Below are 23,434 nucleotides of genomic sequence, written 5' to 3'. Positions count from 1 at the left end.
TTATTGCGCCTGAATGCGAAACCCCATGCGTGGGAAATGCACATGCACGGTGCCAGCGCGTTCGTCGCTACGGCGCAGGATCAGCTCTTCACGCCCGACAAACAGCAGTTCACCGGCCACCGGGTCAGTGCCGTAGTCGGTCGCCGAAACAGTGACCGGCTGGCCGGCCTTGAAGCCGTTCAAGTCTGCGAACACTTCATCGGGCAAGGCGGCAGGTGTGGCGTTGCGGGCGACGTCCAAGGCTTGCTCGGCACTCATCTCACTGGCGGTGCCATGGCCAAAGCCCAGCACTCGGTCCAGCCACGCGGCGACAGCGGGATACGCGTCAACCAGTGGCGCGGTCACCGACGAGCCTTTGAGGAACCACAGCGGATGGGCCAGGGCAAAGTCGGCAATCGACGGCTCGCCGAACAGGAAATCCCCGGCCTGGTGCTGCAGCTGCTGTTCAATACGGCTGGCAATGGCCGGCCACTGATGCTTGGCCACCTCCAGTTGTACCCGGGTCGCGGTGCCGCCGCTGAACAATTGGGTACGGTCGGCCACCAGCACCTGGAGCATGTGCGGCGGCACCTTGGCGAACTTGACCGCCAGGGATTCCGGCTGGAACACCAGCGCCACCGCATGGGAAAACACCAGCGAATCGGCCCAGGCGGCGAAGCCTTGAGTAACCAGTTCCAGGCCCTGTGGATACAGCGCCGGCGACGACTTCTCCTGCTCCAGGCGGCGGGCGATCAACGCGGTATCGCAATAGATATCGGCGCCGACCTGCAGTACGGGTGTCTTGCGATAGCCACCGGTCAGGGCGGTCAGGTCGGGCTTGGGCATCACCGGTGAAATAAGCACCGAGCGCCAGGACAAGCCCTTGAAGCCCAACAACAGGCGAGCTTTTTCAGCGAAGGGGGACTGCGGGTAATGGTGGAGGATCAACTCAGACATGCCAGGCTCCGCTCAATGGAATGAGCCGCTAGCTTAGCCTGCAAAATCACGCGTGGGGGCGATGGGAACCCATCAGTCAGATCAATGAGCCGCTTGCCGCCAGGCACTCCTTGGCGCTCTTCTTCAACTTCTTGATCAGGCGTTCCTGGCGCAGCGCCTCGCCCTTGCTCGCACATTGCTCGGTGTACACCAGCGCCACGGCCGGGCTGGAGAGAAAGAACCGTGCGCCCTTGCCGCTCTGGTGGGAGGCAAAGCGGCGCACCGGGTCATTACTGATGCCGCAATAGAGCGAACCATTGGCGGCACGCACCAGGTAGACAAACCAGGGCTTGGGTTCGGAAGGATCAGTCACGGGTCAATGTCGGCAAACCAGAAGAGCGCCAATCTTATCAACGACTGGCCTGGAATGCCTTCAGCCCTTTGAGCGCCTGGGCGCGCACGGCGTTTTTCAGCGCCGGCGACCAGCCCAGCAGCAGGCCCTTGAGACCCAACGCCTGGCGCGACCAACGCCACAGGTCGAAGTGGTCGTGATGCTCGCAGATCTTGCCGTCGCGAAACACGAACCGCGCACCGATATCATTGACCACCGTATTGCCGGTGGCGCTGAACAGGTACGTCGCCACCCAATGCGCGCTGCCCGTGGTTTCGTCGCTGCGCACATGGTCGAACGTCAGGGAGAAGTCTTTGGCCCGCGTGGTCAACATGCGCCACATATCCCCGGCATCGCGCCCGCGCAGTTCGCCAAACGCCGGGTCGCTGAACAGCACGTCGTCCGTGTAGCAGGCAGCCATGGCTTCGGCGTCCAGGCGCTGGAACGCGCTGTAGAACTCGGTGATCAGGGCGTTATGGGCATCACTCATGGGCAGGCTCCGCTGGCGTCGAAAAGATAGCCGCACGATAAGCCGCCCACGTCGCCAATGCTACTGACATTCGCCGCGCAAATGACCGGTATCACGGCACCATGCCGCTGCTGCGGGCATAGGCGAACAAATCCACGTCGGTGGAAATGCACAGCCGGCTCATCGCTGTGCTTTTCTGCTTGCTGATGGTCGAGATACTGCGATTGACCCGCGCGGCAATCTGGCTGACGGTCAGGCCACTGGCGAGCATGCGCACCACCTCACGCTCCTTGCCGGACAACTGCGGCACCGCCTGTTGATCACCGGTGCCGGCTTCCACCAGTTGCACCCGCAGGCATTCACTGACAAAGGTCTGGCCCTCGCTGACCGCCTTGATGGCCTGGGGCAACTCCCTGGCCGAGGCACTCTTGGCCACGATCGCCCGGGCGCCGTGGGCGAAGGAAGCACGCAGGGTGGCGACGTTGGCAAACATGGTCACCAGGATCACCGGCATCGCCGGGTACTTGCGGTGCATCAGGCTCAACAGGCCGTAACCGTCCGCCTGTTGGTTGCCCGGCATGGCAAAGTCGGTCACCAGCAGGTCGCAGGGCGTGCGGTCGAGCAAGGCGAGCAACTGATCGGGACCATCGGCCTCGCCGACCACCTTGCACTTTCCATTCGCTTCGATCACTACTTTTTGGCCGATACGCACAATTGGATGATCGTCAGCAATTATTACGCGAAGCATGAGGGACACCATGATGGCAAATTGACCTGCGCAAAAATAGCGCTGGTTCTGGATCGCAACAACCGTCAACAAAACCCGCTAATGGCGAATAGCCCCGCAATCGCTGCCGACGAGATTAAGGCCTACAAAACAAACAGAATGTACCGCCAGAAACGCCCTACATTACAGGTCGTAAAATTCCTGCAAATCGGCCCATGACGGTGAACTTCAGAGCGTCGACAGGTAGGCCAGGTAACGCACCAGATCCTGTCGCAGTCGCACCAAGGTACGGGCATGCATGGCTACGCCATCGCGGGTGACCGCCGAGATCAGCCGGATGCCACGTTTTTCCAGCGAGGTAACGCCCAGGAATGCAACGCTGCCGATCAGCCGGTGCAAGTGCTGGACGGTGGCCCCCTCATCGAGGCGGACCACTGCACTCGACAGCGCTCGCAAGTCTTGCCGTGCCTCATGCGTCAGGCTGCCCAGCATGCTTTCCAAGACCTCGCCACCTCCAAACATCTGCACCAGCACGGCACGCGTTGGCCAGCCTTCGCGCGTGAACTGGGCATGAACCTCACCCTCCGGCCTCGGCACGCACATGTCGGCCTGCGCCAGCCAGTACACCAGGACGTTGCGCAGTTGTATGAAGGTGAGGGGCTTGACCAGCCAGGCGTCCATGCCGGCTTCCAGGCACAGGCGGACCTCTTCCGGGCCCAGGTTGGAGGTCAAGCCGATGATGGGGACTCGCGTCGTCATGGCCTCACGTTCCTGCGCACGAACCCTGCGGGTCATGGCGTAGCCATCCATACCAGGCATCTGGCAGTCGGTCAGGATCAGGTCGAAGTGGTGCTCGTCCATGGCGGCGAGCGCGGCGCGACCGTCCCGACAGGCCTCATAGTCCAGGCCCAGCCGTTCCAGGATCCCGCCCATCAGCAGGCAATACGCCGGGTGGTCGTCGATCACCAACACCTTGAGCCGGCGCCAATAGGCGGGCGAGGTGGCCGGCGGCAGGGGTTCATGCCCACTGCCGTTGCCTGGGGGAATGCCCGATGACATGACGACCTCGACTTACCGTAATGAACGGGCGTGGATGGCACGCAAGGCGTGCAGGAAACAGCCCCGACCTGATCAACAGGACGCGGCATTCTGGATGATCTTTTTGAGTTTTTCATGACCGCGAAAGCGGACCGGAAAATAGTCGAATGGAGGGCTTCGGACCATACAACAACTACGAAAACTGCATAAATCCTACGTAATCAAAAGCCGGTTCCGACATCGCCGATCAACGACGTACGACTTCCGCTCACTGTCGTAATTGTTGTATTCCCCCAGCCCTTCAACGCTGGATAAATTCGCCGCTGCCCAAAAAGGGCGCGGCCAGCCATTCCCGGTGGTCGCAAACACATGACGGTTACACACGACCCACAGTCAGCAATCCTTGCACCGGAACCCACGACATGAATAAGCCTCTCGCTGCACTCGCCCTCTTTCTCACGATCGCCCACCAGGGCTCGGCCGTTGCCGCAAGCTCAGTGGAGCTGATCGTCAAAGGCCTGATCACGCCGAGTGCCTGCACGCCGACCTTATCCGCCAACGGCATTGTCGATCACGGCAAGATCTCCGCCAAGGACCTCAATCAAGGCACCCCCACTGATCTGCCAGCCGTGACCTTGCAGATGAATGTGAACTGCGATGCACAGACCTTGTTTGGCTTGAACGGCAACGACAACCGGGCGTCCTCAGCCATCGTCGCGACGGGCTATGGTCTGGGCTTGATCGATAACACGCAGAAAATCGGCACCTACCACCTTGAGCTTGTGAACCCGGTTGCGGACAACGTCGCCGTCATACCCCTGGAATCCAACAACGGCGGGCAAACCTGGAGCGCGATTGATGGTGAATATTGGTACAGCGGCAAACTGGCCGGTTTCGGCGGTGTTTCCGGTGACCGGTATGTACCCGTGCCTATTCAGGACCTGTCCACTGACTTGGCCGTGATGACCCAGATCGCGCCTGCGCAAGACTTGAACCTGAGCAATGAAGTGTCCCTCGACGGCTCCGCCACGATCGAAGTGAAGTACCTGTAAATCACCCTTTTTTGACCCGGCGCACCGCGCGCCCTCTCGGATTCTTTTGCCATGCCCCCCTGCTCCCGACTCTTTGCCCTCTCATTGCTGCTGACCGCCGGCTCACAGGTGTATGCCGCCAGCAGCGTCGACTTGACCGTCAAGGGAATAATCACGCCGACGGCCTGCACACCCAACTTGTCTGGCATGGGTGTTGTCGACTACGGAAAAATCTCCCTGTCGGATCTCCATCCCGACCTTCTAACCGAGTTACCGGCGACCAGCCTTCAAATGACCGTCACCTGCGAGGCCCCCACACTGTTCGCCCTCAAAGGCATCGACAACAGTACCGGCTCGATTGACCCTTACAACTACTACGGCCTGGGCATGATTGGCGACAAAAACATCGGTAGCTATCACCTCATGCTCACCAACCCGATTGCCGACGGGTCCCCGGCTACCCACATCGCCTCAGCCGACGGTGACAGTTGGAAAAACAATGAAGACAACGTGTGGCCTGTGGTTTTCCTCGCAGCATTCAGTGATCAACCCGGTGGTCCATTGTGGGCGCCAAGCCCCATCCAGGCGCTGAGCACGGATCTCGTCATCAGCCCCCTTATCTCTCCGACCCGTAGACTGAATGTGCGCGATGAACTGCCATTCAACGGCTCTGCCACCCTCGAAGTGAAGTACCTGTAAGCCACCTTACCCCACAGGATGTGTCAACCATGATTCGTGCCCTGACCTGCTTTACCGCAACTGTGCTGATGGCTGGCACTCCTGGTGCTTTTGCCGCGAGCGCCACCGACTTGAGCGTCACCGGCGTGATTACACCCAGTTCCTGCGTTCCCAGCCTGTCCAGCGGCGGCATCGTCGACCACGGCAAACTGACCGTGAAGGACCTGGCCCCCGACCAGCCGACTCGCCTGGAGACCGCCAACCTGCAACTGGAGGTGACTTGCGAGGCAGAAACGCTGTTCACGCTGACTGCCATCGACAACCGCGCCGGCACCTCGGCCATCCACCCTGCCAGCCAGGGCCTGGGCAGGGTCAATGACGACCAGATGTTGGGCAGCGTCGCGTTCAGCGTCCTGGACGCAGTGGCCGACACGGTGCCGGTGCGCACCATCATGTCCAGCAACGGCGGGACCTCCTGGCGCCCTTCCACTTACCTGGGGCACGCAGGCCTGACTGCCTTTGCCAGCGCTGACGACCTCAACGCCCCGATCGCCCTGAAGGTGTTGACCGCCCGCTTGAGCGCGTTTACCACCCTGGTCAAGGCCACCGACCTGACCCTGGTGGATGAGGTGCCCATCGACGGTCATGCCACCCTGCAATTGAAGTACTGGTAAGCCCGACCGTGCGCTTTACCCCCAACAACCCAGGATTGATCCGAGCCATGAACACCCTGCACCGCACCCTTAGTTGCGCCCTGCTGTTGGGCGCGAGTACCAGCGCCATTGCGGCCTCGACTACCGACCTGACCGTACGGGGGTTGATCACGCCGAGTGCTTGTGCTCCCACACTGTCCGATGGAGGGGTTATCGATTACGGAAAGATAGCGGCAAAAGACTTGAAACAGACCGATATCACGTTTCTCGAACACATGGACTTGTCACTCGACATCCATTGCGAGGCGCCCACCGCGATGGCCTTGCAGTTCGTTGATAACCGATCGGGGACCAGCTCCAACCCGAGTTACCCAGGGCTGGGGTTGACCCCCGCCGGGGAGAAAATCGGCTTTCTTACCCCGTACCTGCAAGAGCCGAGGGTGGATAACACCGCCGTCCAAATGAGTGAGTCGCAAGACCTTGGAGCGACCTGGAAAAAAGCCTACACCTATACTCTACCGGGGCTATACGCGCCCAGCGCCGTGGCGGATGCCAGCCAGCCGATTCCCAGCACTCGATTCTCGGCAAGGTTAGGCGTCATCGCCGCCATCGAGGCTACCGACAGCCTGACGCTGACGAGCGAAGTCCCCTTCGAAGGCAACGTAACCCTTGAAGCCCGCTACCTGTAACACCCTGGCGCTGCTTGGCGCACGTCTTTGATACCGAACTCTTCCACAGTGATCCTACGTGATGAACACAACGATCCTCTCCTGCGCGCTCATACTGCTCGCCGTGAACCTGACGCCCGCCCTCGCAGGGTCCACCGTGGACTTGAGCGTGACCGGCCGAATCACGCCCCAGGCCTGCAGCGTGTCGCTGTCCGACAGCGGCCTGGTCGATTTCGGCAAGATCCCGGCACGGACCTTGAAGCCAAGTGAATACACCCAACTGCCCAGCCAGCAACTGGGCCTGAGTATCAGCTGCGAAGGCCCGACCCTGTTTGCCCTGGTGGGTATCGATAATCACCCGGGCTCATCGCCGGCACCGCTGGTGTTCTACGGGTTGGGCATGAACATTCACGCGCCGTCGGAACGCCTGGGGTCAGTGGGCTTGGCGTTGCGTGGGCCGGTAGGCGACGGCGCGGCGCTGCGTGTCCTGACGTCGCCCGACAACGGCGGCACCTGGCACCCCGAGGCCAACGCCTACCCGGCGCAATACATTGGGTTCGCGCGCTCGGACGCCCTCCAGCCCGAGCCCATCAGGCAGTTGGTAGCCAGCCTGCGAGTGGAAACCGCCATCAGCCCGGCCAGTGGCCTGACGCTGAAGGAAGAAGTGCCTTTGCAAGGTTCGATCACCCTGGACCTCAAGTACCTGTAACCCTTATTGAATGAGTGCTCAGATGATGCAAGTTTCCTGGATACGCGCCGGTTGTGCCGGCTTCGCCCTGTGGTGCTGCGCCACCAGCGCGCTGGCCGACGGTATGGTGCCCGACACCTCGGTAGTCATCGTCCACGAAGCGGAGGGCGAAGCTGCCGTGTCGGTGACCAACACCGACAGCAAGCTGGCCCTGCTGCATGTGACCCTTGAAGACATCCCCGAAGACAAGGACACGCTGCTGTTCGTCACGCCCCCTCTCGCACGGGTGGAGCCCGGCAAGAGTCAGTTGGTGCGGTTCATCCTGCAATCGAAGGAGCCGCTGAAGACCCAACGCCTCAAGCGGGTGATTTTCGAGGGCATGCCCCAGAAACGATCCGGCGCCGAGGCCGGGCGCGCCCAAGTGGGCGTCACGGTGCGGCAGAACCTGCCGGTGATCCTGAATCCCAAGGGCCTGCCGCCCAACCGCACGCCGTGGCTGGGGTTGAGCTGGAAGCTGAAAAACGGCCGGCTCAGCGTGCACAACCCCACGCCTTACGTGGTACGCCTGGCCCAGGAACTGCGACTGCTACCCGGCAAAGGCGCGGCCATGCTGCCACGCACCTATGTGCTGCCGGGAGAGACCTTGACGGTCCCGGCGAAAGGGCCTGCCGCAACCGCGGTACGCCTGCAGCCGGCCACGGTGTATGGCTTTGCCGTCGCGCCTCATGATGCGCCGATCACACGTTGATCCAACGGCGTCCATGGACACTGCGACGCCTCTATAAAACGAAGTGGCCACTCCCTGAAGGCCACCGGGAAGACAGCCTGGCGCCAACGAAAGTCTAGCCACGGGCCTCCATCACAAGAGTGCATTTGTGTGAACACAGTCATGAATTACCGTGACGGCAACGCCGTGCCCGGCGCTTTACCACGCCTGTCACGCGCTCAGCTGCACATCATTGCCTGGGCCGCCCTTGGCCCTGCCCTATTGGCTGGCCCCGCCTGGGCCGATCCGGCAACGGGCACCTTCGACAACCAGACCCTGCACCAACGCGGCATCGACCCGGAGCTGGCCAGTTTGCTGCTGCAAGCACCGCGCTTTGCCAGCGGTCGCCACGCCGTCAACCTGTCGGTCAACGGCCTGCGCAGAGGGCGTGTCGACGCCACCTTCGACGACCACGGCACGCTGTGCTTCGACACTGCATTGCTGGACGCGGCGCAATTGGAAACACCGCCTCGCAGCACGGGCGCCTGTCACGGGTTTATCGAGCAGTACCCGCAAACCATGATTGAGCCAGACCCGGCCAGCCTGAGCCTGTCCCTCGTGGTGCCCACCCAGGCGCTGCGTCCGGCGACTCGGGATTTTTCCGGCTACAGCACCGGCGGGTTTGCCGGCCTGCTCAACTACGACGTGACGGGGCTGCATAACCAGTACGGCGATGACACCAGCCGATTCGGCTCGGCCAATACCGAAGTCGGCTTGAATGCCGGCGACTGGATTGTGCGCAGTCGCCAAGTCCAGACCTGGCAAGACGGCGTCTCGCGCAGCACTCACCTGGACGCCTACGCCCAACGCACCTTCGCCCGCCAACAAGCGGTGTTGCAGGCGGGGCAGATCAATCTCTATAACCCAGTGCTGGCCGGGGCCCAGATCACCGGCGTACAAGTGCTGACCGAGCAGGGCCTGCAAGACCAGAATCAAGGTGCGACCATCGATGGCATCGCCAATGGGCCGGCCCAGGTGGAAGTACGCCAGAACGGTGCGCTGATCCACTCCACCGTGGTGCCGGCCGGCCCCTTTTCCCTGAGCAATGTGCCGCGCCTGAGCGGGCGCTCCGATGTGGAGGTGACCGTCAAGGAAACCTCCGGCGAAGAACGGCGCTTCACCGTCCCGGCTGCGATGCTCGGGCTGGGCTTGCCGGCGCCGGGCTATTCGGTGGCCGCCGGCCGGGTGCGCGATGCAGACGGAGGCGACGGCGCGCAACCCTGGGTGGTCAGCGCGGGGTGGACCAGTGCACCTCACCCTCTGGTGTCACTGGGCAGTGGCGTACTGGCGGCGATGGATTACCGGTCGGTTGGCCTGAACCTGGGCTTCTTGCCCGCGCAGGACAGCCAATGGCAACTGGCAGTCATCGCCGCCGAGTCAACGCGCCGTGATCAGCAACGCGGCCTGCAGACCGACCTCTCATGGAGCCAACGACTGGGTGAACGCTGGGCCATCAGCGCCGCCAACTCCTGGCGAACCGAGGACTACCGCGACCTCAGCGAATCAACCTACCTCACGGACACGCGTGAACAACAGCGCTCACGCTACCGCGACCAGCAGAGTGCCACGGCCTCATGGTCCCATCCCCGGCTGGGCGCGTTCAGCGCCGGGGTTTCCCGCACCTCCTCGTTTGCCGGCGACAGCAGCAGCCGCGCGCTGGCCTCGTGGGGAACACAAGTGGGTGGCGTGTCCCTGTCGGCCACCGCCGAATGGCACATGGGCGGCCGCCGATACAACGATGACGCCGTTTACCTGAATATCAGCGTGCCCCTTGGCGAGCGCCGCCGTGGCCGGGCCTGGGTGCGTAATTCCGGCGGCGAGCACCGTATCGGGACGGGCGTCAACGAACAGATCAACGATCAACTGGCCTATCGGGTCGGGGTTGAACATGACAGCCGTGACCGCCAGGTGGAATCGTCGCTGGGGCTCTCGGCGCTGCCGTTCTACACCCAGCTGGACGTCAACTACACGCGCTCGGACGACGAGCGTTCCAGCTATCAGGGGGGCGCGCGTGGCGCGGTGGTATTGCACGGCGACGGCGTGACCTTCTCGCCGTACCCGGTGCGCGACACCTTCGCGTTGCTGTCGGTGGGGGACATGGCCGGCGTCAAGGTCAGCACGCCGAGCGGCCCTGTGTGGACCGACTGGCAAGGCCAGGCGGTGGTGCCGCAGGTCAGCGCCTATGGCCGAAGCCCGGTGGAAGTGCAAACCGGCTCGTTGCCGCGCAATGCCGACATCAGCAATGGCCTGGCCGTGGTCTCGGCGGGCCGTGGGGCGGTAGACCGGCTTGAGTTTGGCGTGGCGCTGACGCGTCGGGCCTTGCTGACCCTGGACAGGCCCGTTCCGCGTGGGGCCACGGTGACCACCGCCGACGGCGAGTTCGTCACGCTGGTGCAAGAAAGCAACCACGTGTTCCTGCCCACGGTGCTTGACCTGCCCCCCTTGTGGATCAAGGCGCCAGGGCAGCCACGCTGCCGCTTGCACTTTGAATTGCCAAAGAAGGCCGACCCGCAGGTGTATTTCGAAACCGCCACGGCCCGATGCCCACTGCCTTGAGGAAACCTGCCATGAACCTTGATTACCTGCTGCCCGCGATAGCGCTCGTGCTGTTCGGCATCGGCCCTGCACAGGCGCAGGAAGAATGCCGCCTGGACCTCAGCGAGCCACGCCTGGATTTCGGCCTGATGAACCGCGCCGTACTGGTGACGCCTGCGCCCGAGCGTTTACTCGGCGAGCGACGTGTCGGCCTGACCCTCACCTGCTCGCAACCTGTGGCGATGAGCCTGTTTTACCGAGGCCTGGCCGCCGGTGCCGAACGGTTTCGTTTCACCGACCAGGGCAGCTACCAGTTACAGGTCCAGGACGCGGTGCTGGATGGCCATGCCGTGAACCTGGGCTTGATTGCCGGTCACGGGCTAGCACCGAGTACCCACGGTTCAAGCCTGACCTGGCGAGCCGACCATGGCATCGTGCCGTTGCACAACGGCCAGCCCGCGCTCGGTCGCCGCTTTTCCGTACAGATGGTGGCCAATGCCTGGGCCGAGGACGGCGCCGCCCGCGTTCGCGATGCCGTGACCTGGCAGGCCTCTGGGTGGGTCGATGCGCCCGCCTCCGGTCGCTCCCGGGAGCTGCAATTGCTCGCGCGTTTCGCGCCAGCGGCGTGCACGCCCAGCCTGTCCAATGGCGGCACGGTGGACTTTGGCAAGGTGTCGGCCAAGGCACTGAACCCCGACAAGGAGACGCACCTGCCGGACAAGCAATTGGCCCTGACAGTGAACTGCGACGGACCGACTCATTTTGCGTTGCTCATGCAAGACAATCGCCTGGGCTCGGCAACCGGCGGCACCGATGAGACAGCCTACGGGCTGGGCCTGGACGCACGCGCGCAAAAGATCGGCCGCTACTCGGTAAACGTCGACCCGGCGCAGGCCAGCGCCGATAACCTGCAACAGCTGTATCGCACCGAGTCCACCACGGCGGGCGCTGCCTGGAGCAGCGCCAATGCCAACCCACTGCCCCTGGCTGGCCGCAGCTACCTGGGCTTTACCGACAGTGCCGGCAGCATCCTTGGCCCCACAGCGTTGCAGAAGGTATCCGCGCTGCTGACGCTGAAGACAGTCATCGCCCCGCTCCAGCAGTTGGACCTGAGCAGCGAGATCAGACTCGACGGCTCGGCCACCCTGGAAATCATCTACCTCTAACCCGCGTACCGGAGCCCCACAATGAAACCGTCACTGATGTTCCTGACCCTTGCCCTGAGCCCGCTGGCGATGGCCGACTCCACGGTCGAGCTGAACGTCAAAGGCCTGATCACCCCGGTGGCCTGCACCCCAACCTTGTCAGCCGGGGGCTTGGTCGACTTCGGCAAGATTTCCCAACAAGACCTCAACCTCACCACAGGTACGCGGCTGCCGGCCAAATCCCTGAACCTGAGCGTCGATTGCAATGGCCCGGTGCGCTACGCCCTGCGCATGCGCGATAACCGTGACGGCACCGCCCACGTCAACAGCGAGATCTATTACGGGATGGGCCTGGACAACAGCAGCAACAAGATCGGTGTGTATTCGGTCAGTTTCGATCCGAAGCAAACCGTGGCAGACACGCTGCCAGGCCTTTATGGCACCGAGTCCACCACCGGCGGCGTAGCGTGGCGCACGTCCAACCGCAACCCGATCGACATCGGCGCCAGAAGCCTGCTGGGGTTTACCGACCTTGAAGGCAGCACGGCCGGCCCCGCTGCGATCCAGACACTGACCAGCACGCTGACCCTCGAAGCGGTGATCAATGCCAAGCAGAACCTGGACCTGAGCACCGATATCCCCTTGGACGGCTCGGGCACTCTGGAGGTGATCTACCTCTAGACCTTCTCGCTGCACACCCCGACGTACAACGCACGGCCTGCGCCCAGCCCGGCGACGATCGCGCCCAGGCCAATCACCGCGAAGACCCAGCCCACAGCCGACCAACTGCCGGTCCAGTCGTGAATCAGGCCGACCGCAAACGGGCCAAGGGAAGCCAGCGTATAGCCAACCCCCTGGGCCATGCTCGACAGGTTGGCGGCGACGTGGGCGTCACGCGAACGCAACACGATCAAGGTCAGCGCCAGGCTGAACGTACCGCCCTGGCCCAGGCCCAGCAGGATTGCCCACCCCCACAGCCCATCGAGCGGTGCGTACAGGCAACCGAACAACCCCCCCAGGGTCAGCAGCATCACCACGACGATGGCCAGGCGCTGGTCCTTGCCGCGGGTGGCCAGCCACGGTGCCGCAAGCGAACTGGCCAATTGCACGATGATCGAGCCGGACAGCGCCAGCCCGGCTTCAGTGGCACTCAAGCCACGACCGATGAGGATCGACGGCAGCCAGCCAAAGACGATGTAGGCCAGGGACGATTGCAGGCCCATGTACACCGTGACCTGCCACGCCAAGGGGTCACGCAGCAAACCCTTCACCCGATAGGCGACTTGGTGCGCGCCGTGTTTGTGCCCCACTTGCGGCAACCAGAACAACGCCGCCACCAACGCCGGCACCAGCCAGAACCCCAGGCCGATGTTCCAGCTGTCGCCAAAGTAATCACTCAACGGTACTGTGGAGCCCGCCGCCAGCGCTGCCCCCAGGCACAACGCCATGGTGTAGACGCCGGTCATGGCGCCGGCCTGCCTGGCGAAATCACGCTTGACGATACCCGGTAGCAGCACGCCGATGATGCCAATGCTCGCACCCGCGATCAGGCTGCCGGCAAACAAACCAACCTCACCGAACGAGCTGCGCAGGATGATCCCGGCAGCCAGCGTCAGCAAAATCCCCAACACCACGCGCTCGGCGCCGAAGCGCCGGGCCAGGATCGGTGCCATCGGCGCGAACAGGCCCAGGCACAGCACCGGCAAGGTGGTCAGCAAGCCGGCTTTGGCCGCTGACAACCCAAGGCTGTGTGAAACCTCGGCCAGCAGCGGCGACATGCTCGACAGTGCCGGGCGCAAGTTCAACGCCACCAGGATCAGGCCCAGCAACAACAGCCAGGGGCGGCTGACCACCGGGTGACTGTGCTGCACCACCTCGTCGTCGGCTTCGGCGTCGATCAAGAGTTCTTCGAGTTCGGTCGTGCGTTTGGCTTCAAGGTTCATTGATCAACTGCCGGCAGACGGATTTGGCGCGCTCGGGGTCTTGGTGTTCCACCGCGTCGAGCAGGGCGACGTGCAAGTCAAACACGGCCTGGCGGCGCGGTGAGATATTCAGGGTCTGGCGCAACTGTGCGCCAACGATGGCGGAGAAATACTGGTAGAGCTCGCTCAAGGCAGGGTTGTGCGCGGCGTCGACCAAGTGTTTGTGAAACACCAGGTCAGCGCTGATATAGGCCTCCAGGTCACCGTGATACAGCTCGGCGCTGGCGTCCAGTGCGCTGCGCAACGCTTTGAGGTCTTGCTGGGTGCGGCGCACTGCAGCCAGCCCGATGGCCTCCACCTCCAGTATCTGCCGCGTCTCCTGCGCCTGCTCCAGGGTGCAATGGGACAGCGCCCGCATCGCTCCAAGCGGATCGGTCATCGAGCGCAGGTAACTGCCATCGCCCTGACGGATCTCGATCAACCCGGAAAACGCCAATACGCGCATGGCCTCGCGCACGGTATTGCGGCTGATACCCAGCTCGGCGGACAGCTCAGGCTCGGTGGGCAGGCGCTCACCGATGGCCCATCGGCCTTCGGTGATGCGTAGCCGTAACTGCTCCAAGGCTTGGTCGACCAGGGAGCGTTTGATCAAGGGGGCGATGTCTGTCATGGGCTCAGCGCTTTCGTCCAATCATAGGATGAATTTTCCTACAGCCTATTCGGACTTGACTACAAAGGCAACGCACTAGGGTTCTTAGGCAGGCAAAGGAGCAGTATTTTCGATTGGTAAAATTACCCTCTGAGGGTAATTATGGATTCAGGTGTCTTATGGAAAAGTACACACCTCATTACGATTTGGCGGTGATAAAGCTGGATGTGAGGCGGCTTGGAAGAAGAGCGTTTACACATACAGCACAAAGGTGCGGCAGGGAACTTCACTTCAGCATCGGTGAGATGCAGGAGGCCATCTATGGGTTACAACACTGGATGTTGTACAAATCGATGACCACCTATAGCGATCATCGGGTCTGGCAGGACGTTTACTGCACTCATTCAAAAGAAAGGGATATCTACATAAAGGTCACTTACTCCCCGGACAGTGCCCCGCCGGTGATCTCTTTCAAGGAGAAAAACCCATGAAGGTAAAAAATTGCTACATCTGTGGCGCCCCCGACGCGTTGCATTATTTTGAGGGGCGCAGCGAAACCATCAAAGTCAAAGGCATGGAGCGCCGGGTGGACAACCTTTCAGGTTGGGAATGTCACGTATGCGCAGACGGCTTTTGGGATCCTGATACCGACAGTGCTGACCGTTATGGAGAGGCAGGTGATGAGCTTGTCCTCGCAGCCAGAAAGATGATCGGCGCCGAGATCAAACGTACCCGTCGCAAACTCCATCTTACGCAAAAAGAAGCGGTGGAATTGCTGTCCGGTGGCGGCCACAACGCATTCTCTCGCTACGAACGTGGCGAGTTGCTTGCTCCCAAACCATTGGTGGTGCTGATGCGGCTACTGGATCGTCACCCGCACCTGCTTGCTGACGCAAAAGTCCTGGCAGAAGGCGCGGATATGCGCGGCGCCTTTACCTACACCGTGCACAACGACACTGAAACACTCAAGGCCTCCTAGCTCCCCAAAAAATAAACCCGGCACCAGGCCGGGTTTATCGTTTCAAGCATCGATCAGTGCAAGATCTGGCTCAGGAACAATTTGGTCCGATCATTCTGCGGGTTGTCGAAGAAGTCATTCGGCGCCGCCTGTTCCACGATCTCGCCCTTGTCCATGAAGATCACGCGGTTGGCCACGGTACGGGCGAAGCCCATCTCGTGGGTTACGCACAACATGGTCATGCCGTCTTCGGCCAGGCCGATCATGGTGTCCAATACCTCTTTCACCATTTCCGGGTCGAGTGCCGAGGTCGGCTCATCGAACAGCATGATTTTCGGCTTCATGCACAGGGCACGGGCGATCGCCACGCGCTGTTGCTGGCCGCCAGACAATTGCCCCGGAAACTTGTGGGCCTGCTCCGGGATGCGCACACGCTCCAGGTAGTGCATGGCGATTTCCTCGGCCTTGCGCTTGGGCATCTTGCGCACCCACATCGGTGCCAACGTGCAGTTCTGCAGGATGGTCAGGTGCGGGAACAGGTTGAAGTGCTGGAACACCATGCCGACTTCACGGCGGATCGCTTCGATCTGCTTGAGGTCGTTGGTCAGCTCCACGCCATCGACCACGATGCGGCCCTGCTGGTGTTCTTCCAGGCGGTTGAGGCAACGGATGGTGGTGGACTTGCCGGAACCGGACGGGCCGCACAACACGATACGCTCGCCCTGCTTGACGTTGAGGTTGATGTCTTTCAACACGTGGAACTGGCCGTACCACTTGTTGACGCCCTGCATCTGGATAATGCCTTCAGGGCTCACAGGCTGTTTGATCGCTTCGCTCATAACAACAACTCCTAACGCTTGTGGCCTGTGTCGAGCTTGTGTTCCAAATGAATGGAATAGCGCGACATACCAAAACAGAAAATCCAGAACACCAGGGCTGCAAACACGTAGCCTTCGGTGGCCATGCCCAACCATTTAGGGTCGGCAGCGGCTTGCTTGACGCTGTTGAGCAGGTCAAACAGGCCGATGATGATCACCAGGCTCGTGTCCTTGAACAGCGCGATAAAGGTGTTGACGATGCCAGGGATTACCAGCTTCAGGGCTTGCGGGAGAATCACCAGGCCCATGCTGCGCCAGTAACCCAGGCCCATCGCGGCGGCGGCTTCGTACTGCCCTTTGGGAATCGCCTGCAGGCCTCCGCGCACCACTTCGGCCACGTAGGCCGACTGGAACAGGATCACGCCGATCAGCGCGCGCAGCAATTTGTCGATGCCCATGCCTTCAGGCAGGAACAACGGCAGCATCACCGACGACATGAACAGCACGGTGATCAACGGCACGCCTCGCCAGAATTCGATGAAGGTCACGCAGACCACTCGAATCGCCGGCATGTTCGAACGGCGCCCCAACGCCAGCATGATGCCCAGCGGCAAGGCGCCGGCGATGCCGACGGTGGCGATCACCAGGGTCAGCATCAGCCCGCCCCATTGGCTGGTCGCCACGTTGGCCAGGCCAAAGATCCCGCCGTGCAGCAGGAAGTAGGCGATGATCGGGTACAACACCAGGAAGCTCAGGCCGTAGATCGCCTTGCGTTGGAAACGCGAGATGAACAACGGCGCGACGCCGACGATGGCCAGCCACACGGTCAGGTCTACGCGCCAGCGCAAGTCGCCAGGGTAGTAGCCGTACATGAACTGCCCGAAACGCTGTTGGATAAACACCCAGCAAGCGCCTTCCTTGGTGCAATCGGCACGCGTGGTGCCGACCCAGTTGGCGTCCAGGATTGCCCAATGCAGGATCGGCGGCACCACCAGGTAGATCAGGTAAAACGCCAACAGGGTCAGCAGGGTGTTGAGCCAGCTGGAAAACAGGTTGGCGCGCATCCATGCCATCGGCCCGAACACCTTGTTCGGCGGCGGCATATCAGGTTTGAAAGTATGCGTACTCATGCGTGTTTCCTCACCGCTCGATCAGCGCAATGCGCTTGTTGTACCAGTTCATCAGCAGGGAAATGCTGATGCTGATCGCCAGGTACACGCTCATGGTGATGGCAATGACTTCGATCGCCTGCCCGGTCTGGTTGAGCACCGTGCCGGCAAACAGCGAAACCATTTCCGGGTAACCGATACCGGCGGCCAGCGACGAGTTTTTCGCCAGGTTCAGGTACTGGCTGGTCAGCGGCGGGATAATCACTCGCAGTGCCTGCGGGATGATCACCTTGCGCAGCGTCGGACCAGGGCGCAGGCCCAGGGAGCGCGCAGCTTCGGTCTGGCCGTGGCTGACGGACTTGATGCCCGAACGTACGATCTCGGCAATAAACGCCGCCGTGTACACCGTAAGTGCCAGGGTCAGTGCCAACAGTTCAGGGATGAGTACCCAGCCGCCGACAAAGTTGAAGCCTTGCAGCTTGGGCATCTCCCAGTGCAGCGGTGCACCGAAGATCAAGGCGCACAACGCCGGGATCACGATGAACAGCGCCAGGCCTGCCCAGAACTTGTGGAACGGTACGCCGGTGGCTTCGAAACGCTTGTTGGCCCAACGCGCCATCAGCACGATTGCCACGATGGCGACGACGATGCTGACCACAAACGGCCAGAAGCCGTCAGCGGCAATCGCTGCCGGCATGTTCAGGCCACGGCTGCTGACAAAGAAGGTATCGCCGAAGTTGTGGCTGTTACGCGGCCCCGGCATGGTCAGGAACACCGCGAAGTACCAGAACAGGATTTGCAGCAGCGGCGGAATGTTTCGGAAGACTTCTACATACACGGTCGCCAGCTTGTTGATCATCCAGTTCGGCGACAGTCGAGCCACGCCGATGACGAACCCGAGCAGCGTCGCCAGGATCACGCCGATGAAGGTCACCAGCAAGGTGTTGAGCAAACCGATCACAAACACACGGGCATAACTGTCCGATTCGGTGTAGTCGATCAGGTGCTGCGCGATGCCGAAGCCGGCACTGCGTTCAAGAAAGTCGAAACCCGAGGTAATGCCCCGGTGCTGAAGGTTGGTCTGGGTATTGTTGAAGAGGTACCAGCCCAGCGAGACCACCGCCACAATCGTGATGATCTGGAAGAGCCACGCACGCACTTTGGGATCGCTGAAGCTGAGCTTCTGCTTTGGTGCGCCGATTTGATTTTGCATGAAGTGCCCCGGAAATAATGGAACAGAACATCACCCGGCGGTTGGCCCACCGGGTGACAGAACCATCAGCAATCAGCGCACAGGTGGTGCGTATTGAATGCCGCCGGCGTTCCACAGTGCGTTCAGGCCACGGTCGATTTCCAGCGGGGTGCTCTTGCCCAGGTTGCGCTCGAACACTTCACCGTAGTTACCCACTTGCTTGACGATCTGTACGACCCAGTCTTTCTTCACTTTCAGGTCTTTGCCGTATTCACCGTCAGCACCGAGCAGACGTGCAACGTCCGGGTTCTTGGTGGACTTGGCTTCAGCTTCAACGTTTTTGGAAGTGATACCGGCTTCTTCAGCGTTGAGCATGGCGTAGCCAACCCAGCGCACGATGGCCAGCCACTCGTCGTCGCCGTTACGCACGACTGGACCCAGGGGTTCCTTGGAAATGGTTTCCGGCAGGACCACATAGTCTTTCGGCGCGGCCAGCTTGCTGCGCTGGGCGAACAGTTGGGACTTGTCGGACGTCAGTACGTCGCAGCGACCGGATTCCAGCGACTTGGCGCTTTCGTCGGAGGTGTCGAAGGTGATCGGGGTGTATTTCAGGCCGTTGCCGCGGAAGTAGTCGGAAACGTTCAGCTCAGTGGTGGTACCGGCCTGGATGCAGATGGTTGCACCGTCCAGTTCCTTGGCACTTTTAACGCCCAGCTTATTGTTTACCAAGAAGCCGATGCCGTCGTAGTAAGTGATGAAGCCTGGGAATTTCAGGCCCATGCCGGCGTCGCGGGAGCTGGTCATGGTGGTGTTACGGGACAGAATGTCGACTTCGCCGGATTGAAGCGCGGTGAAACGCTCCTTGGCATTCAACTGGCTGAATTTGACCTTGGTAGCGTCGCCGAAAACGGCAGCGGCCACAGCGCGGCAAACGTCAGCGTCGATCCCCAGGATCTTGCCGCTGGCATCCGGTACCGAGAAACCCGGCAGACCGTCACTCACGCCACATTGCACAAAGCCTTTCTTCTGCACGGCGTCCAGCGTGGCGCCAGCTTGGGCGAAACCACTGACACCCAGTACAGCCGCCGCGGAAACGATGGCCAGGGTGGATTTCAATACCTTCATTCAAACCTCCAGTTTGCTCTTGTTGTGTCGGAGCTAGAACCTCAGCGCACCCTTATGAGGCGATATCGACCCGTGTTGGCTTTTTTTAGGGTCAAGCGGCATGAAGTTGTCGCGGTAATTCCAGTTGCTATCCCATGAGCGGCAGTCACTGATAGTGTTACCGTCCTGAGATAGCGCTGACATCGTTCAACACATAGCAAGGCCCGTACCAGAGTGCCGGCTGAGTCGATTCAGCCCACGGTCAATAGTAAAACATTCAACCGTGCGACATCTTATTAACAGATCAACCCGTCGCGCACCGTTCCGACGCACCCAATCGGAGCGCACGCACATTAATGGAGCAGACATGACCGAACCCTTGATTCTTCAGCCCGCCAAGCCCGCAGACGCCTGCGTAATCTGGTTGCATGGCCTGGGTGCCGATCGCTTTGACTTTCTGCCGGTGGCCGAAGCGCTGCAGGAAAGCTTGCTGAGCACTCGCTTCGTTTTGCCCCAGGCGCCTACCCGTCCGGTGACGATCAATGGCGGCTACGAGATGCCCAGCTGGTACGACATCAAGGCCATGAGCCCGGCCCGGTCTATCAGCCTGGAAGAGTTGGAGGTATCGGCCAAAATGGTCGTGGATCTGATCGAGACGCAGAAGAGAACCGGAATAGACGCCTCGCGGATTTTCCTCGCCGGGTTTTCCCAGGGCGGCGCCGTCGTTTTCCACACGGCGTTTCTGAATTGGGAAGGCCCATTGGGTGGCGTGATCGCTCTCTCCACCTATGCGCCGACATTCGGTGACGAGCTGGAGTTGTCCGCCAGCCAGCAGCGCATTCCCGCCCTGTGCCTGCATGGCCAATACGATGACGTGGTGCAGAACGCCATGGGCCGCAGTGCCTACGAGCATTTGAAAAGCCGTGGTGTCACCGTTGCATGGCAGGAATACCCAATGGGCCACGAAGTGTTACCCGAGGAGATACGCGACATCGGCGCCTGGTTGACCGCTCGCCTGGGCTGAAAACCAGCGTTTATGTAGCCGTATGACAGACGCACTACGCCGCGCCCGATTCTTGCATTACACTGGCCGGCGTACATTCCTTAACCAATTAATGAGATCACCGTGCTCAAAGCACTTAAGAAGATGTTCGGCAAAAGCGAGGCTGAGCCGCTCGCGCCTGTTCCCAGTGCTCCTGTCCCGACACCCGGCAGCCGCAATGACGGTAAACAGCCCGGCCGGACCGCACCTGTCGCGCAGCCGAAGAAACCAACCGTGACGCCACCTGAACAGGCAACGCCGGTTGAAGCCGCTCCCGCGCCAGTCGCACCCAAGCCGCGGCGCGAACGTGCTCCCAAACCGCCCGCGACCCCATGGAAGCTCGAAGACTTCGTCGTCGAGCCCCAGGAAGGCAAGACCCGCTTCCACGATTTCAAGCTGGCTCCGGAACTGATGCACGCCATCCAGGACCTGGGGTTCCCGTACTGCACGCCGATCCAGGCGCAAGTGCTGGGCTTTACCCTCGCGGGCAAAGACGCCATCGGCCGTGCCCAGACCGGTACCGGCAAGACCGCCGCGTTCCTGATCTCGATCATCACCCAACTGCTGCAAACGCCGCCGCCGAAAGAACGCTACATGGGTGAGCCGCGCGCACTGATCATCGCCCCTACCCGGGAACTGGTGGTTCAGATCGCCAAGGACGCCGCGGACCTGACCAAGTACACCGGCCTCAACGTCATGACGTTTGTGGGCGGCATGGACTTCGACAAGCAGCTCAAGCACCTTGAAGCCCGTCACTGCGACATCCTGGTGGCCACCCCTGGCCGTTTGCTCGACTTCAACCAGCGCGGCGACGTGCACCTGGACATGGTCGAAGTGATGGTCCTGGACGAAGCCGACCGCATGCTCGACATGGGTTTTATCCCACAAGTGCGTCAGATCATTCGCCAGACCCCGCCGAAATCCGAACGCCAGACCCTGCTGTTCTCCGCGACCTTCACCGAAGACGTGATGAACCTTGCCAAGCAATGGACCACTGAGCCGTCCATCGTCGAGATCGAAGCGGAAAACGTCGCCAGCGAAAACGTCGAGCAACACATCTACGCCGTGGCCGGTGCGGACAAGTACAAGCTGCTCTACAACCTGGTCAACGACAATGGTTGGGAGCGCGTGATGGTGTTTGCCAACCGCAAGGACGAAGTGCGCCGCATCGAAGAACGCCTGGTGCGTGACGGTGTGAACGCCGCGCAACTGTCCGGCGATGTGCCGCAACACAAGCGCATCAAGACGCTGGAAGGTTTCCGCGAAGGCAAGATTCGTGTGCTTGTGGCCACCGACGTCGCCGGTCGCGGGATTCACATCGACGGCATCAGCCACGTGATCAACTTCACCTTGCCGGAAGTACCCGACGACTACGTGCACCGCATCGGCCGTACCGGTCGTGCCGGGGCTGCGGGTGTGTCGATCAGTTTTGCCGGGGAGGATGACTCGTACCAACTGCCGTCGATCGAGACGCTGCTGGGGCGCAAGATCAGCTGTGAAACGCCGCCAACGCATCTGTTGCGCGCCGTCGAGCGCAAACGTCCTTAAGCTTCAAACGCAATAACAAACGTGGGAGCTGGCTTGCCTGCGATAGCATCACCTGGTGTCACTAAAAACACCGAGGTGTCAGCATCGCAGGCAAGCCAGCTCCCACAGTGTGTTCTGGGTTCGGCTGGCTACTTCCAGCGATCCGCTGCGGCGTTATCACTGCTGCGCCCTTCCACCCAACGCGCGCCCTCAGGGGTATTTTCTTTTTTCCAGAACGGCGCCCGGGTCTTCAGGTAGTCCATCACAAACGCGCAGGCATCAAACGCAGCCTGGCGATGGGCACTGGCAGCGGCCACGAACACAATCGGCTCACCAGGTTCCAGCGCGCCAACACGGTGCAGCACTTCCAGCTTGAGCAACGGCCAGCGCTGCTCCGCTTCCACGGCGATCTTGGCCAGGGCTTTCTCGGTCATGCCCGGGTAGTGCTCCAGGAACATCCCCGACACGTCGCGGCCGTCATTGAAGTCGCGCACATAACCGACAAAACTCACCACCGCGCCCACACCGACATTGGCCGCATGCATGGCATTCACCTCTGCCCCTGGATCGAACGCCTGGGCCTGCACACGAATGGCCATGTTCAGCCTCCGGTCACGGGGGGGAAGAAGGCGACTTCGTCACCCGGTTGCAGCGGCTCGTCGAGTCCGCAGAGTTCTTCGTTACGGGCGCACATCAAACGGGTTTCGTTGAGCACATCAAAATCCGGGTCACCGGCCAACGCCAGGCGCACAGCTTCGACAGTGGCAAAATCGCCTTCCATTTCCAGCGAGTCAAAGCCCACCGCCTCGGCGTAACGCGCAAAAAACAATACCGTGATGCTCATGCCTGGTCCGCCTTGAAGTGCCCGCTTTTACCACCGAGCTTTTCCAGCAGGCGGATGCTTTCGATGGTCATGCCACGGTCCACGGCTTTACACATGTCGTAGATCGTCAATGCCGCGACGCTCGCAGCGGTGAGGGCCTCCATCTCCACGCCGGTCTGGCCGGAGAGTTTGCAGCGCGCCAGGATATGCACCGCGTCCACGCCATCGGCGCGCAGCTCGACCTTGACGCCCGTGAGCATCAGCGGGTGGCACAGGGGGATCAGGTCGCTGGTTTTTTTTGCCGCCTGGATCCCCGCAATGCGGGCCACGGCAAACACGTCGCCCTTGGGATGGGCGCCGTCGACAATCATTTTCAGGGTCTCGGGCAGCATGCGCACGCGCGCTTCGGCCACCGCCTCACGGAACGTCACGGACTTGTCGGTGACGTCGACCATATGGGCGCGACCTTGGGAATCGAGATGAGTCAGCACAGGGATACTCCTGATCAGGAGCATCGATTGTAAACCCAACGCTGACTAAAAGTGGAAGCCGGCTTGTGTGGGAGCCGGGCTTGCCCGTGATGCAG

27 protein-coding genes are annotated in these 23,434 nt (G+C 61.4%); 13 read left to right on the top strand and 14 right to left on the bottom strand.

Annotation, left to right across the window (positions count from 1 at the left end):
* The 5 genes from ATH90_RS05330 to ATH90_RS05310 form a co-directional block, all read right to left on the bottom strand.
* On the bottom strand, window positions 1-936 hold the full coding sequence (locus ATH90_RS05330; RefSeq protein ID WP_098465831.1) for a glutathione S-transferase family protein: 936 nt from the start codon (window positions 934-936) through the stop codon (window positions 1-3).
* Window positions 937-1,012: 76 nt separating this feature from the next.
* Entirely contained in the window at window positions 1,013-1,288 is a 276-nt protein-coding gene (locus ATH90_RS05325) for a GIY-YIG nuclease family protein (RefSeq protein ID WP_016978233.1), read from the bottom strand.
* 37 nt (window positions 1,289-1,325) lie between these two features.
* Window positions 1,326-1,796 carry a nuclear transport factor 2 family protein gene (locus ATH90_RS05320; protein ID WP_034102309.1) on the bottom strand — a complete coding sequence of 157 codons (471 nt, stop codon included), beginning with the start codon at window positions 1,794-1,796 and terminating at the stop codon, window positions 1,326-1,328.
* Window positions 1,797-1,887: 91 nt separating this feature from the next.
* Entirely contained in the window at window positions 1,888-2,523 is a 636-nt protein-coding gene (locus tag ATH90_RS05315) for a response regulator (protein WP_069021882.1), read from the bottom strand.
* A gap of 207 nt (window positions 2,524-2,730) precedes the next feature.
* Window positions 2,731-3,561, bottom strand: coding sequence for a response regulator (locus tag ATH90_RS05310; RefSeq protein ID WP_098465830.1), 831 nt, complete (start codon window positions 3,559-3,561; stop codon window positions 2,731-2,733).
* A 401-nt stretch (window positions 3,562-3,962) separates the two neighbouring features.
* On the opposite strand from ATH90_RS05310, the gene ATH90_RS05305 reads away from it, so the two are divergent.
* The 9 genes from ATH90_RS05305 (at window position 3,963) to ATH90_RS05265 (ending at window position 12,385) form a co-directional block, all read left to right on the top strand.
* Window positions 3,963-4,592, top strand: a complete 630-nt coding sequence (locus ATH90_RS05305) for a DUF1120 domain-containing protein (protein ID WP_098465829.1) — start codon at window positions 3,963-3,965, stop codon at window positions 4,590-4,592.
* Between the two features lie 51 nt (window positions 4,593-4,643).
* Window positions 4,644-5,270 carry a DUF1120 domain-containing protein gene (locus ATH90_RS05300; RefSeq protein WP_098465828.1) on the top strand — a complete coding sequence of 209 codons (627 nt, stop codon included), beginning with the start codon at window positions 4,644-4,646 and terminating at the stop codon, window positions 5,268-5,270.
* Window positions 5,271-5,299: 29 nt separating this feature from the next.
* On the top strand, window positions 5,300-5,923 hold the full coding sequence (locus ATH90_RS05295; RefSeq protein ID WP_034102305.1) for a DUF1120 domain-containing protein: 624 nt from the start codon (window positions 5,300-5,302) through the stop codon (window positions 5,921-5,923).
* A 47-nt stretch (window positions 5,924-5,970) separates the two neighbouring features.
* A complete protein-coding gene (locus ATH90_RS05290) occupies window positions 5,971-6,591 on the top strand; it encodes a DUF1120 domain-containing protein (RefSeq protein WP_098465827.1) in 621 nt (206 codons plus the stop codon).
* A gap of 61 nt (window positions 6,592-6,652) precedes the next feature.
* Complete coding sequence (locus tag ATH90_RS05285; protein WP_098465826.1) at window positions 6,653-7,279, top strand: DUF1120 domain-containing protein; 627 nt, start codon at window positions 6,653-6,655, stop codon at window positions 7,277-7,279.
* 25 nt (window positions 7,280-7,304) lie between these two features.
* The gene (locus ATH90_RS05280; protein ID WP_237142817.1) at window positions 7,305-8,006 is read left to right on the top strand and encodes a fimbria/pilus chaperone family protein; all 702 of its coding nucleotides are present in this window, start codon (window positions 7,305-7,307) and stop codon (window positions 8,004-8,006) included.
* 141 nt (window positions 8,007-8,147) lie between these two features.
* Entirely contained in the window at window positions 8,148-10,580 is a 2,433-nt protein-coding gene (locus tag ATH90_RS05275) for a fimbria/pilus outer membrane usher protein (protein WP_098465824.1), read from the top strand.
* 11 nt (window positions 10,581-10,591) lie between these two features.
* Window positions 10,592-11,725 carry a DUF1120 domain-containing protein gene (locus ATH90_RS05270; protein WP_098465823.1) on the top strand — a complete coding sequence of 378 codons (1,134 nt, stop codon included), beginning with the start codon at window positions 10,592-10,594 and terminating at the stop codon, window positions 11,723-11,725.
* A gap of 21 nt (window positions 11,726-11,746) precedes the next feature.
* A complete protein-coding gene (locus ATH90_RS05265) occupies window positions 11,747-12,385 on the top strand; it encodes a DUF1120 domain-containing protein (RefSeq protein WP_098465822.1) in 639 nt (212 codons plus the stop codon).
* Here ATH90_RS05265 and ATH90_RS05260 read toward each other — a convergent pair.
* Both ATH90_RS05260 and ATH90_RS05255 read right to left on the bottom strand, forming a co-directional pair.
* On the bottom strand, window positions 12,382-13,647 hold the full coding sequence (locus ATH90_RS05260) for a CynX/NimT family MFS transporter (RefSeq protein WP_098465821.1): 1,266 nt from the start codon (window positions 13,645-13,647) through the stop codon (window positions 12,382-12,384). The two genes, ATH90_RS05265 and ATH90_RS05260, sit on opposite strands and share 4 nt — an antisense overlap.
* Window positions 13,637-14,296, bottom strand: coding sequence for a FadR/GntR family transcriptional regulator (locus ATH90_RS05255; protein ID WP_025855630.1), 660 nt, complete (start codon window positions 14,294-14,296; stop codon window positions 13,637-13,639). The genes ATH90_RS05260 and ATH90_RS05255 overlap by 11 nt, the downstream gene beginning before the upstream one ends.
* A gap of 158 nt (window positions 14,297-14,454) precedes the next feature.
* Here ATH90_RS05255 and ATH90_RS05250 point away from each other — a divergent pair, with 158 nt between their 5' ends.
* Together ATH90_RS05250 and ATH90_RS05245 are read left to right on the top strand one after the other, a co-directional pair.
* Entirely contained in the window at window positions 14,455-14,766 is a 312-nt protein-coding gene (locus ATH90_RS05250; protein ID WP_098465820.1) for a type II toxin-antitoxin system MqsR family toxin, read from the top strand.
* Window positions 14,763-15,254 (top strand): type II toxin-antitoxin system MqsA family antitoxin, encoded by a 492-nt coding sequence (locus ATH90_RS05245; protein ID WP_098465819.1) that lies wholly within the window; start codon window positions 14,763-14,765, stop codon window positions 15,252-15,254. The genes ATH90_RS05250 and ATH90_RS05245 overlap by 4 nt, the downstream gene beginning before the upstream one ends.
* A gap of 53 nt (window positions 15,255-15,307) precedes the next feature.
* Here ATH90_RS05245 and ATH90_RS05240 read toward each other — a convergent pair whose 3' ends face one another.
* The 4 genes from ATH90_RS05240 to ATH90_RS05225 form a co-directional block, all read right to left on the bottom strand.
* Window positions 15,308-16,072, bottom strand: a complete 765-nt coding sequence (locus tag ATH90_RS05240; protein WP_003171943.1) for an amino acid ABC transporter ATP-binding protein — start codon at window positions 16,070-16,072, stop codon at window positions 15,308-15,310.
* 11 nt (window positions 16,073-16,083) lie between these two features.
* Window positions 16,084-17,181, bottom strand: a complete 1,098-nt coding sequence (locus ATH90_RS05235; protein WP_034102298.1) for an amino acid ABC transporter permease — start codon at window positions 17,179-17,181, stop codon at window positions 16,084-16,086.
* A gap of 10 nt (window positions 17,182-17,191) precedes the next feature.
* On the bottom strand, window positions 17,192-18,373 hold the full coding sequence (locus ATH90_RS05230) for an amino acid ABC transporter permease (RefSeq protein ID WP_034102297.1): 1,182 nt from the start codon (window positions 18,371-18,373) through the stop codon (window positions 17,192-17,194).
* 72 nt (window positions 18,374-18,445) lie between these two features.
* Complete coding sequence (locus tag ATH90_RS05225) at window positions 18,446-19,477, bottom strand: amino acid ABC transporter substrate-binding protein (RefSeq protein ID WP_025855626.1); 1,032 nt, start codon at window positions 19,475-19,477, stop codon at window positions 18,446-18,448.
* 346 nt (window positions 19,478-19,823) lie between these two features.
* Here ATH90_RS05225 and ATH90_RS05220 point away from each other — a divergent pair, with 346 nt between their 5' ends.
* Both ATH90_RS05220 and rhlB read left to right on the top strand, forming a co-directional pair.
* Window positions 19,824-20,480: an alpha/beta hydrolase gene (locus ATH90_RS05220; RefSeq protein ID WP_098465818.1), complete on the top strand. Its 657-nt coding sequence runs from the start codon at window positions 19,824-19,826 to the stop codon at window positions 20,478-20,480.
* Window positions 20,481-20,576: 96 nt separating this feature from the next.
* Window positions 20,577-22,046: an ATP-dependent RNA helicase RhlB gene (gene rhlB / locus ATH90_RS05215; RefSeq protein ID WP_170041152.1), complete on the top strand. Its 1,470-nt coding sequence runs from the start codon at window positions 20,577-20,579 to the stop codon at window positions 22,044-22,046.
* 128 nt (window positions 22,047-22,174) lie between these two features.
* Here the strand turns inward: rhlB and moaE are convergent, their stop codons facing one another.
* From moaE to moaC, 3 genes are read right to left on the bottom strand one after another with little or no spacing between them, the layout of a single operon-like run.
* Window positions 22,175-22,624, bottom strand: a complete 450-nt coding sequence (gene moaE / locus ATH90_RS05210) for a molybdopterin synthase catalytic subunit MoaE (protein ID WP_034102294.1) — start codon at window positions 22,622-22,624, stop codon at window positions 22,175-22,177.
* A 2-nt stretch (window positions 22,625-22,626) separates the two neighbouring features.
* Window positions 22,627-22,869 (bottom strand): MoaD/ThiS family protein, encoded by a 243-nt coding sequence (locus ATH90_RS05205; RefSeq protein WP_098465816.1) that lies wholly within the window; start codon window positions 22,867-22,869, stop codon window positions 22,627-22,629.
* Window positions 22,866-23,339 (bottom strand): cyclic pyranopterin monophosphate synthase MoaC, encoded by a 474-nt coding sequence (gene moaC, locus ATH90_RS05200; RefSeq protein WP_069021851.1) that lies wholly within the window; start codon window positions 23,337-23,339, stop codon window positions 22,866-22,868. Before moaC ends, ATH90_RS05205 begins: the two co-directional genes overlap by 4 nt.
* Window positions 23,340-23,434: the final 95 nt, after the last annotated feature.

It is taken from the genome of Pseudomonas lurida (genome assembly GCF_002563895.1).
GTDB lineage: Bacteria > Pseudomonadota > Gammaproteobacteria > Pseudomonadales > Pseudomonadaceae > Aquipseudomonas > Aquipseudomonas lurida.
Note: the sequence above shows the minus strand (reverse complement) of the source record. Positions and strands in the feature narration are given on the sequence as shown.

Bases quoted from the DNA above. Each gene is read 5' to 3' on its own strand.
- ATH90_RS05260 (WP_098465821.1), bottom strand. From the start codon at position 13,647: ATGAACCTTGAAGCCAAACGCACGACCGAACTCGAAGAACTCTTGATC.
- ATH90_RS05225 (WP_025855626.1), bottom strand. From the start codon at position 19,477: ATGAAGGTATTGAAATCCACCCTGGCCATCGTTTCCGCGGCGGCTGTA.
- ATH90_RS05300 (WP_098465828.1), top strand. From the start codon at position 4,644: ATGCCCCCCTGCTCCCGACTCTTTGCCCTCTCATTGCTGCTGACCGCC.
- ATH90_RS05275 (WP_098465824.1), top strand. From the start codon at position 8,148: ATGAATTACCGTGACGGCAACGCCGTGCCCGGCGCTTTACCACGCCTG.
- ATH90_RS05305 (WP_098465829.1), top strand. From the start codon at position 3,963: ATGAATAAGCCTCTCGCTGCACTCGCCCTCTTTCTCACGATCGCCCAC.
- ATH90_RS05280 (WP_237142817.1), top strand. From the start codon at position 7,305: ATGCAAGTTTCCTGGATACGCGCCGGTTGTGCCGGCTTCGCCCTGTGG.
- ATH90_RS05315 (WP_069021882.1), bottom strand. From the start codon at position 2,523: ATGCTTCGCGTAATAATTGCTGACGATCATCCAATTGTGCGTATCGGC.
- ATH90_RS05235 (WP_034102298.1), bottom strand. From the start codon at position 17,181: ATGAGTACGCATACTTTCAAACCTGATATGCCGCCGCCGAACAAGGTG.
- ATH90_RS05270 (WP_098465823.1), top strand. From the start codon at position 10,592: ATGAACCTTGATTACCTGCTGCCCGCGATAGCGCTCGTGCTGTTCGGC.
- ATH90_RS05220 (WP_098465818.1), top strand. From the start codon at position 19,824: ATGACCGAACCCTTGATTCTTCAGCCCGCCAAGCCCGCAGACGCCTGC.
- ATH90_RS05310 (WP_098465830.1), bottom strand. From the start codon at position 3,561: ATGTCATCGGGCATTCCCCCAGGCAACGGCAGTGGGCATGAACCCCTG.
- moaE (WP_034102294.1), bottom strand. From the start codon at position 22,624: ATGGCCATTCGTGTGCAGGCCCAGGCGTTCGATCCAGGGGCAGAGGTG.
- ATH90_RS05205 (WP_098465816.1), bottom strand. From the start codon at position 22,869: ATGAGCATCACGGTATTGTTTTTTGCGCGTTACGCCGAGGCGGTGGGC.
- ATH90_RS05255 (WP_025855630.1), bottom strand. From the start codon at position 14,296: ATGACAGACATCGCCCCCTTGATCAAACGCTCCCTGGTCGACCAAGCC.
- ATH90_RS05290 (WP_098465827.1), top strand. From the start codon at position 5,971: ATGAACACCCTGCACCGCACCCTTAGTTGCGCCCTGCTGTTGGGCGCG.
- ATH90_RS05330 (WP_098465831.1), bottom strand. From the start codon at position 936: ATGTCTGAGTTGATCCTCCACCATTACCCGCAGTCCCCCTTCGCTGAA.
- ATH90_RS05230 (WP_034102297.1), bottom strand. From the start codon at position 18,373: ATGCAAAATCAAATCGGCGCACCAAAGCAGAAGCTCAGCTTCAGCGAT.
- ATH90_RS05240 (WP_003171943.1), bottom strand. From the start codon at position 16,072: ATGAGCGAAGCGATCAAACAGCCTGTGAGCCCTGAAGGCATTATCCAG.
- ATH90_RS05295 (WP_034102305.1), top strand. From the start codon at position 5,300: ATGATTCGTGCCCTGACCTGCTTTACCGCAACTGTGCTGATGGCTGGC.
- ATH90_RS05320 (WP_034102309.1), bottom strand. From the start codon at position 1,796: ATGAGTGATGCCCATAACGCCCTGATCACCGAGTTCTACAGCGCGTTC.
- ATH90_RS05245 (WP_098465819.1), top strand. From the start codon at position 14,763: ATGAAGGTAAAAAATTGCTACATCTGTGGCGCCCCCGACGCGTTGCAT.
- ATH90_RS05265 (WP_098465822.1), top strand. From the start codon at position 11,747: ATGAAACCGTCACTGATGTTCCTGACCCTTGCCCTGAGCCCGCTGGCG.
- ATH90_RS05285 (WP_098465826.1), top strand. From the start codon at position 6,653: ATGAACACAACGATCCTCTCCTGCGCGCTCATACTGCTCGCCGTGAAC.
- ATH90_RS05250 (WP_098465820.1), top strand. From the start codon at position 14,455: ATGGAAAAGTACACACCTCATTACGATTTGGCGGTGATAAAGCTGGAT.